The sequence below is a fragment of the Pseudonocardia halophobica genome, from assembly GCF_027922425.1.
Classification (GTDB): Bacteria; Actinomycetota; Actinomycetes; order Mycobacteriales; family Pseudonocardiaceae; genus Pseudonocardia; species Pseudonocardia halophobica.
Window position 1 is genome coordinate 30,682 of the sequence record NZ_BSFQ01000004.1, and the last position, 16,563, is coordinate 47,244.

Annotated in this window: 15 protein-coding genes; 8 read left to right on the top strand and 7 right to left on the bottom strand. The window is 75.0% G+C overall.

Translation table 11 applies throughout. The annotated features are described in order from the left end of the window. Positions 1 to 218: 218 nt before the first annotated feature. Positions 219 to 2,825, bottom strand: a complete 2,607-nt coding sequence (locus PKE99_RS06420) for an ATP-binding protein (RefSeq protein ID WP_271214848.1) — start codon at positions 2,823 to 2,825, stop codon at positions 219 to 221. A gap of 169 nt (positions 2,826 to 2,994) precedes the next feature. On the opposite strand from PKE99_RS06420, the gene PKE99_RS06425 reads away from it, so the two are divergent. From PKE99_RS06425 to PKE99_RS06435, 3 genes are all read left to right on the top strand, one after another. Beyond that, positions 2,995 to 4,602: a peptide chain release factor 3 gene (locus PKE99_RS06425; protein ID WP_037041436.1), complete on the top strand. Its 1,608-nt coding sequence runs from the start codon at positions 2,995 to 2,997 to the stop codon at positions 4,600 to 4,602. Between the two features lie 7 nt (positions 4,603 to 4,609). Continuing rightward, positions 4,610 to 5,902 carry a D-arabinono-1,4-lactone oxidase gene (locus tag PKE99_RS06430; RefSeq protein WP_037040478.1) on the top strand — a complete coding sequence of 431 codons (1,293 nt, stop codon included), beginning with the start codon at positions 4,610 to 4,612 and terminating at the stop codon, positions 5,900 to 5,902. 63 nt (positions 5,903 to 5,965) lie between these two features. Beyond that, the gene (locus tag PKE99_RS06435) at positions 5,966 to 6,247 is read left to right on the top strand and encodes a hypothetical protein (protein ID WP_156067088.1); all 282 of its coding nucleotides are present in this window, start codon (positions 5,966 to 5,968) and stop codon (positions 6,245 to 6,247) included. Positions 6,248 to 6,300: 53 nt separating this feature from the next. Here PKE99_RS06435 and PKE99_RS06440 read toward each other — a convergent pair whose 3' ends face one another. Then, positions 6,301 to 6,717 (bottom strand): ester cyclase, encoded by a 417-nt coding sequence (locus PKE99_RS06440; protein WP_156067092.1) that lies wholly within the window; start codon positions 6,715 to 6,717, stop codon positions 6,301 to 6,303. Positions 6,718 to 7,085: 368 nt separating this feature from the next. Between PKE99_RS06440 and PKE99_RS06445 the strand changes: the two genes are divergently transcribed. Then, positions 7,086 to 7,763, top strand: coding sequence for a pentapeptide repeat-containing protein (locus PKE99_RS06445; protein ID WP_051736723.1), 678 nt, complete (start codon positions 7,086 to 7,088; stop codon positions 7,761 to 7,763). Here the strand turns inward: PKE99_RS06445 and PKE99_RS06450 are convergent. Both PKE99_RS06450 and PKE99_RS06455 read right to left on the bottom strand, forming a co-directional pair. Continuing rightward, positions 7,747 to 8,121, bottom strand: a complete 375-nt coding sequence (locus PKE99_RS06450; RefSeq protein WP_037040484.1) for a hypothetical protein — start codon at positions 8,119 to 8,121, stop codon at positions 7,747 to 7,749. The two genes, PKE99_RS06445 and PKE99_RS06450, sit on opposite strands and share 17 nt — an antisense overlap. Continuing rightward, the gene (locus PKE99_RS06455; RefSeq protein WP_037040486.1) at positions 8,118 to 8,615 is read right to left on the bottom strand and encodes an NADPH-dependent FMN reductase; all 498 of its coding nucleotides are present in this window, start codon (positions 8,613 to 8,615) and stop codon (positions 8,118 to 8,120) included. The genes PKE99_RS06450 and PKE99_RS06455 overlap by 4 nt, the downstream gene beginning before the upstream one ends. Before the next feature lie 777 nt (positions 8,616 to 9,392). Between PKE99_RS06455 and PKE99_RS06460 the strand changes: the two genes are divergently transcribed. From PKE99_RS06460 to PKE99_RS06470, 3 genes are all read left to right on the top strand, one after another. Beyond that, positions 9,393 to 9,752, top strand: coding sequence for a bifunctional 3-phenylpropionate/cinnamic acid dioxygenase ferredoxin subunit (locus tag PKE99_RS06460; RefSeq protein ID WP_037040488.1), 360 nt, complete (start codon positions 9,393 to 9,395; stop codon positions 9,750 to 9,752). Further along, entirely contained in the window at positions 9,749 to 12,184 is a 2,436-nt protein-coding gene (locus PKE99_RS06465; RefSeq protein WP_037040490.1) for a GcvT family protein, read from the top strand. The genes PKE99_RS06460 and PKE99_RS06465 overlap by 4 nt, the downstream gene beginning before the upstream one ends. Before the next feature lie 206 nt (positions 12,185 to 12,390). Further along, positions 12,391 to 13,518 carry an aromatic ring-hydroxylating oxygenase subunit alpha gene (locus PKE99_RS06470; RefSeq protein ID WP_037041438.1) on the top strand — a complete coding sequence of 376 codons (1,128 nt, stop codon included), beginning with the start codon at positions 12,391 to 12,393 and terminating at the stop codon, positions 13,516 to 13,518. Between the two features lie 45 nt (positions 13,519 to 13,563). Here the strand turns inward: PKE99_RS06470 and PKE99_RS06475 are convergent, their stop codons facing one another. Genes PKE99_RS06475 through PKE99_RS06485 form a run of 3 tightly spaced genes read right to left on the bottom strand, consistent with a single transcriptional unit; the run spans position 13,564 to position 15,013 of the window. Next, positions 13,564 to 13,950 (bottom strand): type II toxin-antitoxin system VapC family toxin, encoded by a 387-nt coding sequence (locus tag PKE99_RS06475; protein ID WP_197040440.1) that lies wholly within the window; start codon positions 13,948 to 13,950, stop codon positions 13,564 to 13,566. Then, positions 13,938 to 14,207 (bottom strand): ribbon-helix-helix protein, CopG family, encoded by a 270-nt coding sequence (locus tag PKE99_RS06480; RefSeq protein ID WP_037040492.1) that lies wholly within the window; start codon positions 14,205 to 14,207, stop codon positions 13,938 to 13,940. Before PKE99_RS06480 ends, PKE99_RS06475 begins: the two co-directional genes overlap by 13 nt. Positions 14,208 to 14,221: 14 nt before the next feature. Beyond that, complete coding sequence (locus PKE99_RS06485; RefSeq protein WP_037040495.1) at positions 14,222 to 15,013, bottom strand: IclR family transcriptional regulator; 792 nt, start codon at positions 15,011 to 15,013, stop codon at positions 14,222 to 14,224. A 70-nt stretch (positions 15,014 to 15,083) separates the two neighbouring features. Here PKE99_RS06485 and PKE99_RS06490 point away from each other — a divergent pair, with 70 nt between their 5' ends. Beyond that, positions 15,084 to 16,556 (top strand): aldehyde dehydrogenase family protein, encoded by a 1,473-nt coding sequence (locus PKE99_RS06490; RefSeq protein WP_037040496.1) that lies wholly within the window; start codon positions 15,084 to 15,086, stop codon positions 16,554 to 16,556. The last annotated feature ends 7 nt before the right edge of the window (positions 16,557 to 16,563 follow it).

Below are 16,563 nucleotides of genomic sequence, written 5' to 3' on the forward strand. Positions count from 1 at the left end.
CGGGGCGAGACCGTCAGCCACCGCACGCGCCGCGACACGCTTATCGACGCCCGCAGCCAGCTCGCCCCGTACGGGGACCGGCTCGACGTCGCGGACGCCGCGGTCGCCTCGCCGACCGGGGCCCGGGTGGTGGCGCGGCACGCCCGGTCGCGGCACGGGGAGCTCGACCGCCGACACGCCGATGCCAGCGCCGGCGCGACGGCCCGGCACGCGGCGGATCAGCTCGCGTCGGCGTCGGGATCCGCGCCGGCGCGGGCGGCGGCCACGTGGTCGGCGGCCTCGCGGCGGCTCCCGACCCCGAGCTTGGCGAGGACGGCCGAGACGTGGTGGTCGACGGTGCGGATCGAGAGCACGAGCCGTTCGGCGATCTCGGTGTTGGTGCGGCCCTCGGCGACCAGCGCGAGGATCTCGGCCTGGCGCGGGGTCAGCCCGGCGGGGTGGGCCCGGGTCGCCGCCCGCGCGCCCCGCCGGACCTGCCGCACCCCGAGCCCGCGCAGGGCGCCGCGCACGCGCGCCGCCGCCGGACGGGCGCCGAGACCGTCGAGGATCTCGAGCGCCGCGGCCGCCCGCCCGGGCTCGCCCGACTCGGCGAGCTCGAGCGCCCGCTCGTAGGGGGCGCCGATCGCCGCCCAGCCCTCCGCGGCCTCGAGCCGGTCCCCGCGCAGGGCGGCCAGGGTCTCGGGCGGGCAGCCCCGGAAGGGGACGACGGGCTCGCCCAGGCGGGCGAGGGCGCGCAGCACGTCGGCGCGTTCCCGCTCCCGGCCCGGCCGGTCGGTGCGGGCGAGCAGGTCGCGGGCGGCGGCGACGTGCGCCGGGGCGGGCCGGCCGGCGAGCCAGGCGTGCTCCAGGGCCGCGGCGAGCACCGGGAGCAGTTGGAAGGCGCTGCCGGAGTCCTCGGTGTAGGCGAGGGCGTCGGCCAGCAGCCGCGGGGCGTCGTCGTCGCCGCGACGGACGGCGAGCAGGGCCAGCCCGGGCAGGCAGTAGCGCAGCAGCACCCCGCGGCCGCCGGACCGCTCCAGGATCGCCCGGTACTCCGCCTCCGCCGCGTCCCAGTCGCCCCGCAGGGCCCGCAGCCGCAACCGGTAGGAGCGGCAGGAGTGGTCGAAGAACGGGAAGTCCCGGCCGCGCCCGAACTCCTCCCGCTCGGCCAGCAGCGCGTCCATCTCGTCGTACCGGCCGCGCTGCCAGAGCGCGATCGCGGTGTTGAGGTACCCCATCATCGCGGCGTCCTGGTCGCCCGCCTCCCGGGCGAGGGCGAGGCCGCGGCGCGCCTCGGCGTACCCGTCCTCGTCGCCGAGCGCCATCCGCGCCCGGCCGCGGAACACCAGCGGCACCGGCGGTGTGCGCCCGTCCGCCCGCCGCGCGACGGCGACCGCCTCCTCCAGCGGCGGGAGCGCCTCGCCCTCCCGGTCCAGGTTGACGAGCAGGGTGCCCAGGTGGGTGAGGGCGAAGACCCGTTCCGGGCTGTCGCCGGCCTCGGTGAGCCCGGCCGCCCGCGTCGCCGACCGAAGGGCCGCGGCCGGCTGCTGGTCCGACCACTGCTGCACGGACAGCACGGCCAGCGCGTGCGCGAGCGCACGGGGATCGCCGTCCTCACGCAGCCGGACGGCCTCGGCCGCCGCCCGCACCCCCTCCCCGGCACCGGCGTGGAACAGGGCCCACGAGTAGGCGTCCTGCACGGCCATCCGGGTCGGCTCGTCGAGCAGGTGCGCGACCCGCAGCACCTCCGCATAGAGCCGCGCGCCCTCCGTCTGCGCCCCGGCCCGGCAGGCCTGCGCGGCCGCCTCCGGCCCGTGCTCGGCCACCGCGCGCTCGTCGCCCGCGGCCACCGCGTGGTGCACGACGCGCACGAGGTCGGGCTCGGGGGCGGCGAGCAGCGCGGCGACGACCCGGGCGTGGTGCCGCATGCGGCCCAGCACCGGCTGGGCTTCCTCGACGGCCCGGCGGGCCAGCTCGTGACGGAACGCGACGGCCGTCGGACGGACCTCGAGGATCCCGCGGCGTTCCGCCTCGGCGACCACGGTGAGGTCGTCGACCAGCGCCCGGGCCAGCGACAGCTCGACCTCCCCGGGCACCACGGCGAGCCGGTCCAGGGCCTCCCGGGCGGGATCGTCGAGCGTCCGGATCCGGGCCAGCACGGCGTCGACCACCGTGGCGGGCGGGAGGTCCGCCGGGGTCCCGGACGCGATCACCTCGCTGAGGAAGAAGGGGTTGCCGCCGGTGGAGCGGTGCAGCGCCGCGGGGTCGGCGCCCGTGCCCGCGCTGAGCCGCGCCACGGCCGCCGGCGACAGCGGCCGGGGGGTCAGGCGGCGGACCGCCGGCCCGGTGAGCGCGCCGAGCAGGGTCGGCAGGGCGTGTCCCGGCGGTGCCTCCCCGTCGCGGTAGGTGAGGACGAGCACCGCGGGCAGGTCGGGCACCCGGCGCCCGGCGTGCCGCAGCACGTCGAGGGTCCCCTCGTCCGCCCAGTGCACGTCCTCGACCACCAGCACCGTCGGCGGGCCCGGCCCGGCCAGCTCCTCGACGACGGCGCCCATCACGGCCTCCCGGTCGCCCGTCCGCGCCGCCGCGGCGAGCGGGCCCGCGCCGGGGTCCCGCGCCGCGTCCCGCAGCGGGCCGAGCGGCCGCGGGGAGAACAGGTCGTCGCAGGCCCCGGCCAGCACCCGGGCGCGTGCGGAGACCCGGGCCGCGAACGCGCGGACCAGGCTGGTCTTGCCGATGCCGGCCTCGCCGGCCACCAGCACGACCGAGCCGGCGCCGGAGGCCGCCCCCGCGACCGCCTCCTCCAGCGCCTCGAGCTCCGCCGCGCGCTCGAGGAGCGTCCCCACCCGGCGATCGTGACAGCCCGGACGACCGGAGCGGAAGGCCCGCGGGGGACGGACGGGTGCGCGACGACACGATCCGCCCGGCACCCGCAGCCGTCGGGCAACCCCGACCGGTGGTTACGCTGGATCACGGCGCGTGCCACGGGGCCGCGGCGGAGGGAGTGCGCAGGTGGTGCAGGTCGGATCGGCCGAGCGGGTGGCGGGCGACGTGCTCGCGGAGGCCGGGCGGCGGCGGTCGTTCGCGGTCATCAGCCACCCCGACGCCGGCAAGTCCACGCTCACCGAGGCGCTCGCGCTGCACGCCGAGGTCATCGACTCGGCCGGCGCGGTGCACGGCAAGTCCGGCCGCAAGGGCGTCACCTCGGACTGGATGGAGATGGAGCGCCAGCGCGGCATCTCGGTGTCCAGTGCGGTGCTGCAGTTCGAGTACGGCGGCGCCGTGATCAACCTGCTCGACACCCCGGGCCACGGCGACTTCTCCGAGGACACCTACCGCGTGCTCGCGGCCGTCGACGCCGCGGTCATGCTGCTCGACGCCGCCAAGGGCCTCGAGCCGCAGACGTTGAAGCTGTTCGACGTCTGCCGCTCGCGCAAGATCCCCGTCCTCACCTTCGTGAACAAGTGGGACCGGCCCGGGCGCGAGGCCCTCGAGCTGCTCGACGAGGTGGAGCAGACGATCGGGCTGCGACCGATGCCCGTCACCTGGCCGCTCGGCGTCGCGGGGGAGCTGCGCGGGCTGATCGAGGTCGCCACCGGCGAGTTCACCCGCTTCACCCGTGCCGCGGGCGGGGCCACCCGGGCCGCGGCCGAGGCGGTGCCCGCCGAGGTGATCGCGGCCGAGGAGCCGCAGTTCTGGTCCACCGCGCAGGACGAGCTGGCCCTGCTCGAGGAGATCGGCGCGCAGTTCGACGAGAAGGACTTCCTGGCCGGCACCGCCACCCCCGTCCTGTTCGGCGCGGCGCTGTCGAACATCGGCGTCGCCCGGCTGCTCGACGCGCTGGTCGAGCTGGCCCCGCCGCCGTCGGAGCGCGAGGACGCCGAGGGCCGGCCGCGCGCGCTCGACGCCCCGCTGGCCGGGCTGGTCTTCAAGGTCCAGGCGGGCATGGACAAGGCGCACCGGGACCGGATGGCGTTCCTGCGGATCCACTCCGGCCGGTTCGAGCGCGGCATGGTGCTCACCCACGCCGCCACCGGCAAGCCGTTCGCCACGAAGTACGCGCAGTCCGTGTTCGGCAACCAGCGCACCACCGTCGAGGAGGCGTTCCCCGGCGACATCGTGGGCCTGGTCAACGCCAACGCCCTGCGGCCCGGCGACACCCTCTACGCCGCCGACCCGGTGCACTACCCGGCCATCCCCAGCTTCGCGCCCGAGCACTTCTCCGTCGCCCGCTGCGCCGACGCGGGCAAGAGCAAGCAGTTCCGCCGCGGCATCGAGCAGCTCGACGGCGAGGGCGTGATCCAGGTGCTGCGCTCCGACCGGCGCGGCGACCAGGCGCCGGTGCTCGCCGCCGTCGGACCCCTGCAGTTCGACGTCGTGGCCGCCCGGATGGCGTCCGAGTTCTCCGCCCCGATCACCCTCGAGCACCTGCCCTACCAGGTCGCCCGGGTCACGGACGAGGAGGGCGAGATCGCGCTGGCCCGCCAGTCCGAGTGCGAGGTGCTCGTGCGCAGCGACGGGGTGCGGCTGGCGGTGTTCAGCAACAAGTGGCGGATGGACGTCGTGATCCGGAAGTTCCCGGACGTCCGGTTCGAGCCGCTGCTCGCCGGCACCGTCGACTGAGCGCGTCGTGACCTGGCGGAACTGGGCGGGCAACCAGCAGACCCGGCCCGTCCGGGTCGTCGAGGCGCACGACGCCGGCGAGGTCGCCTCGGCGGTCAAGGCCGCCGCGCGGGAGGGGCTGCGGGTCAAGGCGCTGGGCAGCGGCCACTCGTTCACCGGGATCGGCGTGCCCGACGGCGTCGCGGTGCGGCCGCCCGCCGGCCCCGGGCTCTCGCTCGACGGCGACCTCGTGACCGTGCCCGCGGGCCTGACGTTGCGCGCGCTCAACGCGCTGCTCTGGGAGCAGGGCCGGGCGCTGCCGAACCTGGGCGACATCGACGCGCAGACGATCTCGGGTGCGATCTCCACCGGCACGCACGGCACCGGCGCGACGTACCGGGGCATCGCCGCGCAGGTCCGGGGCCTGGAGATGGTCCTGGCCGACGGGTCGGTGCTGCGCTGCACCCCGGACGAGAACCCGGAGGTCCTGCACGCCGCCCGCGTCGGGCTGGGCGCGCTGGGCGTGCTCACCGCGGTGACCCTCGAGACCGTGCCGGCGTTCCGGCTGCACGCCGTGGAGCGGGCGCTGCCGCTGGCCGAGGTCCTCGACGGCCTCGACGAGCTCGCCGCCGCGAACGACCACGTCGAGTTCTACTGGTTCCCGCACACCGAGCTCGCCGTGCTCAAGCGGAACAACCGCACGGTGGCGGACGGGCCCCGACGCGGGCGGGCGACCGAGTGGGTCGGCGACCAGCTGCTCGGCAACGCCGGGTTCGCGGCCGTCTGCGGGCTGGGCGCGCGGGTCCCGACGCTGGTGCCCCGGCTGAACCGGCTGATGGCGGGGCGGATGGCCGCACCGGAGTACGTCGACCGCTCGTACCGGGTGTTCTGCAGCCCGCGGCGCGTGCGCTTCCTCGAGATGGAGTACGCGGTGCCGCGCGAGGCGCTGGGGGAGGCGTTCGCCGGGCTGCGGGCCGCCGCGGCGCGACACGGTGGGGACGTGACGGTGCCGGTGGAGGTGCGGGTCACCGCGGCCGACGACGTCCCCTTGTCGACGGCGTCGGGCCGCGACACCGCCTACCTCGCCGTGCACGTCGCGCGGGGCCGGCCGCACGAGGCGTACTTCGGGGCCGTCGAGTCGGTGATGACGGCGCTCGCCGGCCGACCGCACTGGGGCAAGCTGCACAGTCGCACGGCCGCCGAGCTGCGCCCGCTCTATCCCGGTTTCGACGCCTTCGTCGCCCTCCGGGACCGGCTCGACCCCGAGGGCCGCTTCCGCAACGCCTATCTGGACCGTGTGCTGGGGGTTCCGGGCGCGTGAGACGTGCGTCCGAAATTGAGATTCCCCTTGTTTTGTAGGGGCGCCGAGGGGTAGCAGTTAGACATGGCTAACGCGAGGCCGGCGGTCCGGGAGTTCCGGGTGCTCCGCCGGGCCTGCCTGGCACCGTCCGCCCGCCCCGTCCGACGAGTGCGGCGCCGCGTCGCCGAGCCCTCCGTCCGGCTCGCGGTGGTCGCCGCCGTGGTGATGGTCGTGCTGGCCGGCGGCCTCCTCGCCGCCGTCTCGGCCGGCGCCCCGCCCGCCCTCGTGCTGGGCCTCTGCGTCGCCGCCCTGCTCGTCCGGCCGCTGGCGGTGCTCCGCCACCGCCGCACCGCCGGCCGCCGCTGAGGGCTGTCCCTCGCTGACGGCTGTCCTTCGCTGACGGCTCTCTCGCTGAGGAGCTACCCGAGCGGCGGCATCACGCCGCAGCGCTGCAGCCAGCCCAGCCAGTCCCCGAAGTGCCACACCTCGATCGGCGTGTCGCGGTACCAGTGGAGGACGTGCGCTCCGCTGCCCTCCGTGGCGAGGCCGGTGGGTGCCAGCGGCAGCAACGGTGACGCACCGGTGAAGGTCGCGGTGCAGCTCCACCGGGCGATGGTCGTGTCGCCGTCCCGCATCTCCTCGTGGATGGTCAGCGAGAAGTCGGGGAACGCCTGGTGGAAGCCGGTGATGAGCTGCTTCAGGCCCTCCCGGTCCATGTCGGGGAAAGGCGGGAGGTGGTAGGCGACGTCGGCGGGGAAGAGCTCGTCGACGACGTCGACCTTCCCCGTGCACCACGCGTCGCCGAAGCGGGAGAAGAAGCCGGTCTGCGAGGACATGAACACTCCCTGTGGCTCGGGCGGTGGGCTTGCGGGCGGTGGGGCTGTGATCGTGGAGCCGGATGGTGGAGCCCGTGCGCCGGAGCCGTGCGGCGGTGGGGCGTGCGGCGGTGGGTCGTGTGGCGGTGGGTCGTGTGGCGGGGGTCGTGCGATGGAGCGAGGCGGTGGAGTCGTGGTGCGGGACGGTGGGTCCACCGGGCCGTGGTCGCCAGCCGGTGGCCCGCCGGGCCGTCCACCGTCCTCGCGCCGGTCGAGGCGGTCAAGGAGGCGGTCAAGGAGCCGGTCGGTCTCCGGCCTCTCCCACACCCGGGCCGGACCTGCAGGCGGGGGTGCCCGGTCCGTGCGCGGAGCCCCGGTAGCGTCGCGACGTGGCTCGCCGGACCCGCACGACCCGCACGACCAAGACCCGCCCCGACCCGCCCGACCTGCCGTCGTCGTACGACCCGGCGACCGGGCCGCCCGAGGCCGGGGACCTGTGGGACGGGGTCGAGGCGGGGCCGGACGTGCTCTTCCCGGAGCACGTCGCGGACCTGCGGCTGCACGAGTGCCGGTTCTCCGGGGTCGATCTCGCGGGCCGGACGCTCAGCGGGCTGCACTGCCGCGACACCGAGTTCCACCGCTGCGACTTCTCCGGCGCGGTGCTCGACGACGCCGTGTTCACGCGCGTGACCTTCACGGACTGCCGGTTCACCGGCACCGAGCTGAACGGCGCGGGGCTGAACGACGTCCGGATCTCCGGCTGCCGCGCGGACCTGGCCCGCTTCCGGATGGCGAAGGGCGCGTTCCTGCACGTCGAGGACACCTCGCTCCGCGGCGCCGACCTCTACCGCTTCACGGCCCAGGACTGCGCGTTCCTGCGCTGCGACCTCGGCGAGGCCTCGCTGGAGGACGCCCGGCTGGCCGGCACGGACCTGCACGGCTCGACGGTCGACGACCTGCGCGGCCCGCTCGCCCTGCGCGGCTGCCGGATCGGCCCCGACCAGCTCGTGCCGGTCGGGGCCCTGCTCCTCGCGGCGCTGGGCGTCGAGATCACCGACCGGCGCTGAGGTCCCCGCCCCGCGGGCGCAGCGGCTCCTGCAGGATCGCCGACACCCGCTGCCGGCTCACCCCGAACAGCTTGCCGATCCGGGTGATCGACACCTCCTCGCGGTGCAGCGCCCGCGCCTCCTCGCGGCGGAACCGCCCGCCGACGCTGCCGAGGTCGTCGAGCGCGCGGGTGACCGCCTCGACGACCAGCGGCCGCTCCTCCTGCGTGACGATGTCGTGCCAGCTCATGCCGTCGGCGCGCAGCCGCTCGAGCTGGTCGACGCGCCGGCGGGCCTCGGTGAGGTCGGCGAGCGTGCGGTCGAGCTGCGAGCCGAGCTCGCGCAGGGCGGTCACCGCGGGATCGGCCGGACCGGTCACCGCAGGGCCATCAGGGCGGTGGCCACCGGCTTCCAGCGCTCGGCGTAGGCGTCGAGCTCCGGCGCCTCGGACCAGGTCGCGTCGATGAGGTAGAGGCCCGGGAGCGCGCAGGTGCCGCCCAGCTCGGAGAGCACCGGCTTGAGGGTCAGGTCGGGCGCCATCGCGTGCCCCGGCCCGGCGCCCAGCATCAGCGGCACGGCCACGACGTCCTGCAGCCCGGTGCCGCCCGCGAACTGGTCCAGGAAGAGCTTGAGCAGCCCGGTGTAGGTCGCCTTGAAGGTCGGGCTGGCGAACACGACCAGGGAGGACTCCTGCACCGACTTGACGGCGGCCGCCACGGCCTCGTCACCCCAGCCGAGCAGGCCCGGGCCCAGCTCGACGAGGTCGATCACGTGGTCGGGCGCGGCGCCGGTGAGCTTCTCGGCCAGCGCGCTGCCGGCCTGGAGGGTGCGGCTGGCGGGCTTCGGGTTGCCGACGACGACGGTGACGGTCACGTGCGCTCCTGCTCTCGATCTCCGGGGGTCGGGGGCCAGCATCCCATCCCGGCCGCCCTCCCCGCCGCCCACCGATCCGTGGCGCACGTCCACCGCAGCGGTCCGCGCCGTCCCGGCACCAGCCCGAAGGCGCGCGCGCCCCCGGCACGGCCGGGGACCAGCGGCGTCGTTCCGGGGACCCCGGGTCACGACCTTCACCCACTCGTGGCCCCCAGGCGTGCACGGCCGTCACCCTTTTGAGACCGTGTGGGTGTCCGCCCCCAGTCCGCACGTATCTCGGGAGACGCACGTGAAGAACCTCGGACGCGCACTCGGCAAGTTCAGCGCCGGCCTCCTCGACGCCCTGGGCATCCTGGGCGGCTGGAACCGGGGCCGCCGCGCCCGCTGACCGCGGCCGCCCGCCCGGTCCCTCGAGGGTCGGGCGGGCCCGCCCGGTCCGCCCCCCGCGCCCCCGAGCGCGGAACCCTTCCGCGCCCCCGAATGCGGAACCCGCCTCCGTGCCCCCGAGCGCGAAAGCCACTCCCTCGCGGAGCCCCCTCACGCCGCCCGTGTCCTCGAGGCCGCCGGCCACCCCCTGCCACCCGGTGTTGCTCGGCCGTCCGGCGTAGCGCCTGTTACCGGCTCTTTTCCGGTCCGGATCGATTCCGGACATCCTGTTACCGGTTGTCCTCCTCACCTTGACAGTGGGTGGCGTCTGCCCTCAACGTGTTGCGCGTGATGCTGCGCGTTCCGCAGTACGCACAGAGCCTGTCACACCGGCCTTCGAGGACGCGGCACATGAACTACGCCTGCCAGCTCGCCGATCTCCCGCGCGGCGCCGCCCTGCGACTCACGGACCTCCCCGGAAGTCCGCCCGTCGCCCTCTTCCACACCGACGACGGCGAGCTGTTCGCCGTCGACGACACCTGCACCCACGCCGACGCCTCCCTCGCCGACGGGTTCGTGGAGGACTGCGCCGTCGAGTGCCCGCTGCACGCGGCGATCTTCGACCTGCGCACGGGCGAGGCCGACGGGCTCGTGGCCCAGTACCCGGTCCGCACCCACACCGTGGTGATCGAGGACGGGGCGGTGTACGTCAAGCTCTCGGAGAAGATCCCGCACCTGCCCGCGGGCGCGCGCCGGTACGTGGCCTCATGAGCGGCACGACCTCTCCCCGTGTCGTGGTCATCGGCTCCGGCGTGGTCGGGGCCGCCGTGGCCGACGAGCTGACCGAGCGGGGCTGGACGGACGTCACCGTGCTGGACCGGGGCGCCCTGTCCCTGCCCGGCGGGTCCTCCTCGCACGCACCCGGGCTGGTGTTCCAGGCGAGCCCCTCGCGCACCCTCGCGCGGTTCGCGACGTACACCGTCGAGAAGATGAGCTCCCTCGACCTCGACGGCCGGTGGTGCTTCAACCCGGTCGGCGGCCTGGAGGTCGCGACCGAGCCCGCGCGCGTCGACGAGCTGTGGCGCCGGCACGGGTTCCTGAGCTCGGTGGGCGTCGAGTCGGCGGTCGTCGGGCCGGACGAGTGCGCCGCGCTGCACCCGCTGGTCCCGGCCGACCGCGTGCTGGCCGGCCTGCACATCCCGACGGACGGCCTGGCCAAGGCCCCCCGCGCGGTCGAGGCCCAGGCCCGGCGGGCGATCGCCCGCGGCGCGCGGTTCCTCGGCGAGCAGCGGGTCGTGGAGGTGTTGCGCGACAAGGGCCGGGTGACCGGCGTCCGGACCGAGTCGGCCTCCGCCGCCGACGGGCGGGGCGAGGACACCTTCCCGGCCGACGTCGTCGTGCAGTGCACCGGGTTCTGGGGTCCGCTGACCGGCGCGCTGGTCGACCTGCCCACCCCGCTGCTGCCGATGGCGCACCAGTACGCCCGCACCGCGCCGGTGCCGGGGCTGCGGGACCGGGGGACGCGGGAGGCCGTCGCGCCCATCCTGCGCCACCAGGACCGCGACCTGTACTTCCGCGAGCACGGCGAGCGCCTCGGCATCGGTTCCTACGCCCACCGGCCCATCCCGATCGACCCGGCGAACCTGCCGACGCACACCGAGATGCCGTCGTCGTTCGACTTCACGCCGGAGGACTGGGCGCCGGCCTACGCCGACGCGCAGGCGCTGCTGCCCGCGCTGCAGGGCGTGGAGATCGAGCACGGGTTCAACGGCGTGTTCTCCTTCACCGCCGACGGCATGCCGCTGCTCGGCGAGCACCCCGACCTGCAGGGCTACTGGGTCGCCGAGGCCGTGTGGGTCACGCACTCCTGCGGCGTCGCCCGGGCGCTGGCCGAGTGGCTGGTCGACGGGCACCCGTCGCTCGACGTCCACGCCTGCGACCTCAACCGCTTCACCGAGGCGCAGCGGAGCCCGGCGTACGTGGAGCAGCGCGCGTCCCGCAACTTCGCCGAGGTCTACGACATCCTCCACCCGCTGGACCCGCCGGCCGGGCCGCGCCCGATGCGCACCAGCCCGTTCCACCTGCGCCAGCAGGAGCTCGGCGCGGTGTTCACCGAGATCGGCGGCTGGGAGCGGCCGCTGTGGTTCGCGTCCAACGCGGACCTGCCCGAGGTCGGCCGGATCCCCACCCGCGAGGGCTGGGCCGCGCGGCACTGGTCGCCGGTCGCAGGGGCCGAGGCGCTCGCGACGCGGGACCGGGTGGGCCTCTACGACATGACCCCGCTGACCCGCGTCGAGGTCTCCGGGCCGGGCGCTTGTGCCTTCCTCGACGGCCTGACCAGCAACAACGTCGACGTCGCGGTGGGCCGGGTCGTCTACACCCTCATGCTCACCGAGACCGGGGGCGTGCTCTCCGACCTCACCGTGACCCGCCTGGGCGAGGAGCTGTTCCAGGTCGGGGCCAACGGCGAGGTGGACGTCGACCGGCTGCGCCGGCTCGCGCCCGCGGGGGTCTCGGTCCGGGACGTCACCGCCGGGACCTGCGGCGTCGGGCTCTGGGGCCCGCGGGCCCTCGACGTCCTCTCGTCGGTGAGCGCCGACGACCTCTCCTTCGGCTACTTCCGCGCGAAGAGGATCCACATCGGCGCGGTCCCGGTGCTCGCCCTGCGCGTGTCCTACGTCGGCGAGCTGGGCTGGGAGCTCTACACCTCCGCCGACCAGGGCCTGGCGCTGTGGGACGCGCTGTGGGCCGCCGGCGCCGAGCACGGCATGGTCGCCGCGGGCCGGCACGCGTTCACGAGCCTGCGGCTGGAGAAGGGCTACCGGGCCAGCGGCGTGGACATGACCAGCGAGGACCTGCCCGCCGAGGCCGGGCTCGCGTTCGCCGTCAAGCCGGGGGAGTACCCGGGTGCCGCGGCGGTGTCGGCCGAGCCGCGCCGCCGGCTGGTCCCCGTCCTGATGGACGACCCGGGCGACATCGTCATGGGCGCCGAGCCGGTCTACTCCGGCGACACCGCCGTCGGGTACGTGACCAGCGCGGCCTACGGCCCGACGATCGACGCCGGCATCGCCTACGCCTGGCTGCCGGCCGACCTCGCCGCCCCGGGCACCCCGGTGGCCGTCGAGTACTTCGGTGCCCGCCTGCCCGGCGTCGTCGCCGCCGAGCCCCTGTTCGACCCCGAGGGGAAGCGCCTCCGCCCATGACCGCACTCGAGCAGCCCCCGGTCACCGCCCCGACGGTCGGCCCCGCGAGCTCCGTGAGCTCCGCCTCCGCCCCGATGGTCGGCTCCGCAAGCTCCGCCTCCGCCCCGATGGTCGGCTCCGCAAGCTCCGCCTCCGCCCCGATGGTCGGCTCCGCAGGCTCCGCCTCCGCCCCGATGGTCGGCTCCGCAGGCTCCGCCTCCGCCCCGATGGTCGGCTCCGCAGGCTCCGCCTCCGGCGGCAGCCTCGTGCCCACCCTGCCCGGGCACTGGTACACCGATCCCGCGATCTTCGCGGCCGAGCAGGAACGCATCGTCGAGGCGGGGTGGGTGTGCGTCGCCCTCGCCGCGGACCTCGACGCCCCCGGCGCCTACCGCACGGTGCAGGTGGGGCGGGAGTCCGTCGTCGTCGTGAAGGGGCGGGACAAGCAGGTCCGCGCCTTCTTCAACGTCTGCCGGCACCGCGGCGCGCAGCTGTGCGTCGAGCCCGCGGGACAGGTGCGGAACAAGCTGCAGTGCCCGTACCACGCCTGGACCTACGACCTCACCGGCAAGCTGATCGCGGCGCCGAACCTCACGCAGATGCCGGACGTCGACCGGTTCGCCAACGGCCTCGCGCCCGTCGCGGTCCGGGAGTGGCTCGGCTATGTCTGGGTCTGCGTGGCCGAGCAGCCGCCCTCGTTCGAGGACGAGGTGATCGGCGCGGTGATCACCCGGCTCGGGGACGTCGAGTCGATCGACCACTACGGCGTGGAGAACCTGAAGCTCGCGCGGCGGATCAGCTACGACGTGCAGGCGAACTGGAAGCTGATCGTCGAGAACTTCATGGAGTGCTACCACTGCGCGACGATCCACCCGGAGCTCACCGAGGTGCTCCCGGAGTTCGCCGACGGGTACGCCGCGCAGTACTACGTGGGGCACGGCGCCGAGTTCGGCGAGCAGGTGCAGGGCTTCACGGTCGACGGCTCGGCCGGGCACGCCCGCATCCCGGGCATCGCCGAGGACCAGGACCGGAGGTACTACGCGATCACGATCCGCCCCGGTGTGTTCGTGAACCTCGTGCCCGACCACGTCATCATGCACCGGATGACCCCGGTCGCGGCGGACCGCACCCTGGTCGAGTGCGACTGGTTGTTCCTGCCGGAGGTCGTGGGGTCCGGTGTGGACCTGGACCGTTCGGTGGAGCTGTTCCACCGGGTCAACGAGCAGGACTTCGCCGCCTGCGAGCGCACCCAGCCCGCCATGTCCAGCCGCGTCTACGCCCACGGCGGCGCGCTGGTCCCCAGCGAGCACCACATCGCCGAGTTCCACCACTGGGTGCAGGACCGCCTGCGCTGACCCGCCCGTCCGCGGTCGGTGGTGCCGGAGCGCCACCGACCGCGCTCAGTACGGCGCGGTGAGGCCCTCGAACATCGGGAAGTGCCTCACGTTCCGGGTCCACAGAGGTGCATCGAGGTGGGCGGCGGTGGCCGCGATGACGAAGTCCGGGACGTCGACGCCGCGGTGCGACGCCCGGTACCGGCGGGCGTAGGCACCGGCCCGCTCGGCCACGGCGTCGTCGAGCGGCACGAGCAGCAGGGCGTCGAGCAGCCCGCGGACCGCGGCCTTCTCCGGGCTGCGCATGCCGCGCAGCAGTTCGACCTTCGTCAGCGTGGCCGCGGCGAGCTGCTCGCCCTCGTCGTAGGCGCGGTCGAGCGCCGTCCGGCAGCCCTCGTGGCCGCGCAGCAGGTCGACCAGGACGGACGTGTCGAGCAGGATCAGCGGGTCCACCCCAGCCGGGCGTCGCGATCGGCCCAGGCACCCCGGGCGCGGTCGACGTACTCCTCGCCGGCCAGGTCGTCGAAGTCGCCCTCGTCCGCCGCGCCGAACGCCCCGTCGAGTGCGGCGCGCAGGGCCGCCCGCGACGTGCCGTACCGCTTCTCCACCGCATCGCGCACGAGGTCGCCGATGGAGCGGCCGGTACGTGCCGACTCCTCGCGCAGGCGCAGGTACTGCTCGTCCTCGAGCAGGACCTGGGTGCGGTGCATGATGTAAGGCTACATCACTCCTGGTCCCACCAGCCCAACCTGCGGCTGATGTCCCGGGCGGCGGTGACGACCGTCGGGGCGAGGTCCTCGAGGCGCTCCGGCGGGAGGCGGTAGGCGGGGCCGGAGAGGGACAGCGCCGCGGCGACCCCGCCGGTCTGGTCCCGGACGGGCGCGGCCACGGCGTTGAGCCCGACCTCGTACTCCTCGACGACGACCGCGTACCCCGTCGCCCGGACCCGCCCCAGGTCGGCGACGACCTCGTCGCGGGTGGTGAGGGTGTTCTCCGTGAACCGCTCCGGATGGTCGAGCACGTCCTTGAGCAGCGGGTTCAGGTCGGCGGGCTCGAGCCAGGCGATCAGTGCCTTGCCGCTGGACGTGCAGTGCAACGGGGTGATGCGGCCGATCCAGTTGTAGGTCAGCACGGTCGAGGGGCCGCGGGCCTGGTGCACGTTGACGGCGTGCCGGTCCTGCAGCACGGCGATGTTGACGGTCTCGCCGAACTCCTGGGCCAGCCGCTCGCAGGCCTCCCGGCCCAGCCGCGTGACGTCGAGCCGCCCGGAGACGGCGCCGGCCAGCGGGATCAGTCCGAACCCGAGGGTGTACTTGCCGCGGTCCGTGGCCTGCTCGACGAGTCCCCGGTCCTCCAGCGCGCCGAGCAGCCGGAAGGCGGTGGACTTGTGGACGTCGAGCTCGGCGGCCACCTCGCTGACCCCGGCCTCCCCGCGGCGGGCCAGGATCTCGAGGACGGTGATGGCGCGGTCCACGGACTGCACGCCCCCGTCGCGTGGGCGCTCCGTGTTGCTCATGGCGGAACTATAGTCGTCGTGTCGCCCGATCTGCTTGACCGTGCAGGGTGATCGGAGCACTCTCACCGCCGTGCCAGACCTCTTCGTCGACGGCGGGTGGACCTCCGGGTCGGGTGGGTCCGCCCAGGTGGTGAACCCCTTCGACGCCTCGGTGGTGCGGTCGGTGGACCAGGCCTCGGCGGCCGATGTGGACCGTGCGGTGGCCGCCGCGCGCCGGGCCTTCGACGACACCGCGGGGCCCTGGCGGACCACCGAGGCACCCGAGCGGGGCGCGCTGCTCCGTCGCATCGCCGGCCTCCTCGTGCGCGACAAGGAGGAGATCGCGCACACCGAGACCCTCGACACCGGCAAGACACTGCCCGAGAGCCGGATCGACGTCGACGACGTCACCGCGGTCTTCCGCTTCTACGCCGACCTGGCCGACAAGGACGCCGGACGCCTGGTCGAGACCGGGATCCCGGCCGTCGTCAGCCGGGTGGTGCACGAGCCGGTCGGCGTGTGCGCGCTGGTCACGCCGTGGAACTACCCGCTGCTGCAGCTGTCGTGGAAGGTCGCGCCCGCGCTGGCGGCGGGCAACACGATGGTGATCAAGCCCAGCGAGGTCACCCCGCTCACCTCGATCCACCTCGTGAAGCTGTGCGAGGAGGCCGGGGTCCCGGCCGGCGTCGTCAACATCGTGCTGGGCGACGGGCCCACGGTCGGCGCCCCGCTGACGGGCCACCCCGACGTCGACATGGTCAGCTTCACCGGCGGCCTCGCCACCGGCCGCGCGATCATCCGCGCCTCGGCCGAGACGATCAAGCGCACGGCCGTGGAGCTCGGTGGCAAGAACCCGAACATCGTCTTCGCCGACACCGACTTCGAGCTGGCCGTGGACTACGCGATGCTCGCGGTGTTCCTGCACTCCGGGCAGGTGTGCTCAGCGGGGGCGCGGCTCATCGTCGAGGACTCCCTGCACGACGACCTGGTCGCCGAGGTCGCCCGGCGCGCCGGCCGGATCCGGCTGGGCAACGGCCTGGAGGAGGGCGTCGAGGTCGGGCCGCTGGTGTCCGAGGCGCACCGGGCCAAGATCGAGGGCTTCGTGGGCGCGGCGCGGGAGGAGGGCGCGACGGTGGTGTGCGGCGGCGCCCGCCCGGACGACCCCGCGCTGGCCAAGGGCTTCTTCTACCTGCCGACGGTGATCACCGACGTCACCCGCGACATGCGGGTGATCCGGGAGGAGACCTTCGGGCCGATCCTCACGGTCGAGCGCTTCAGCACCGAGGAGCAGGCGATCGAGCTGGGCAACGACACCGAGTACGGCCTGGCCGGCGCGGTGTTCACCCGGGACATGGGCCGCGCGCACCGGGTCGCCTCGGCGCTGCGGCACGGCACCGTGTGGATCAACGACTACCACCCGTACGTGCCCGGTGCGGAGTGGGGCGGGATGAAGCGGTCCGGCAACGGCCGCGAGCTCGGGCACGCCGGCCTCCACGAGTACCAGGAGGCCAAGCACGTGTGGCACAACACCGCCCCCGCGCCGCAGGGGTGGTTCAAGGGCTGATCCTCGT

Coding starts and splice junctions, on each gene's coding strand:
- PKE99_RS06480 (WP_037040492.1), bottom strand. CDS start 14,207: ATGCACCGCACCCAGGTCCTGCTCGAGGACGAGCAGTACCTGCGCCTG.
- PKE99_RS06440 (WP_156067092.1), bottom strand. CDS start 6,717: ATGTCCTCGCAGACCGGCTTCTTCTCCCGCTTCGGCGACGCGTGGTGC.
- PKE99_RS06485 (WP_037040495.1), bottom strand. CDS start 15,013: ATGAGCAACACGGAGCGCCCACGCGACGGGGGCGTGCAGTCCGTGGAC.
- PKE99_RS06435 (WP_156067088.1), top strand. CDS start 5,966: ATGGCTAACGCGAGGCCGGCGGTCCGGGAGTTCCGGGTGCTCCGCCGG.
- PKE99_RS06470 (WP_037041438.1), top strand. CDS start 12,391: ATGGTCGGCTCCGCAGGCTCCGCCTCCGGCGGCAGCCTCGTGCCCACC.
- PKE99_RS06465 (WP_037040490.1), top strand. CDS start 9,749: ATGAGCGGCACGACCTCTCCCCGTGTCGTGGTCATCGGCTCCGGCGTG.
- PKE99_RS06460 (WP_037040488.1), top strand. CDS start 9,393: ATGAACTACGCCTGCCAGCTCGCCGATCTCCCGCGCGGCGCCGCCCTG.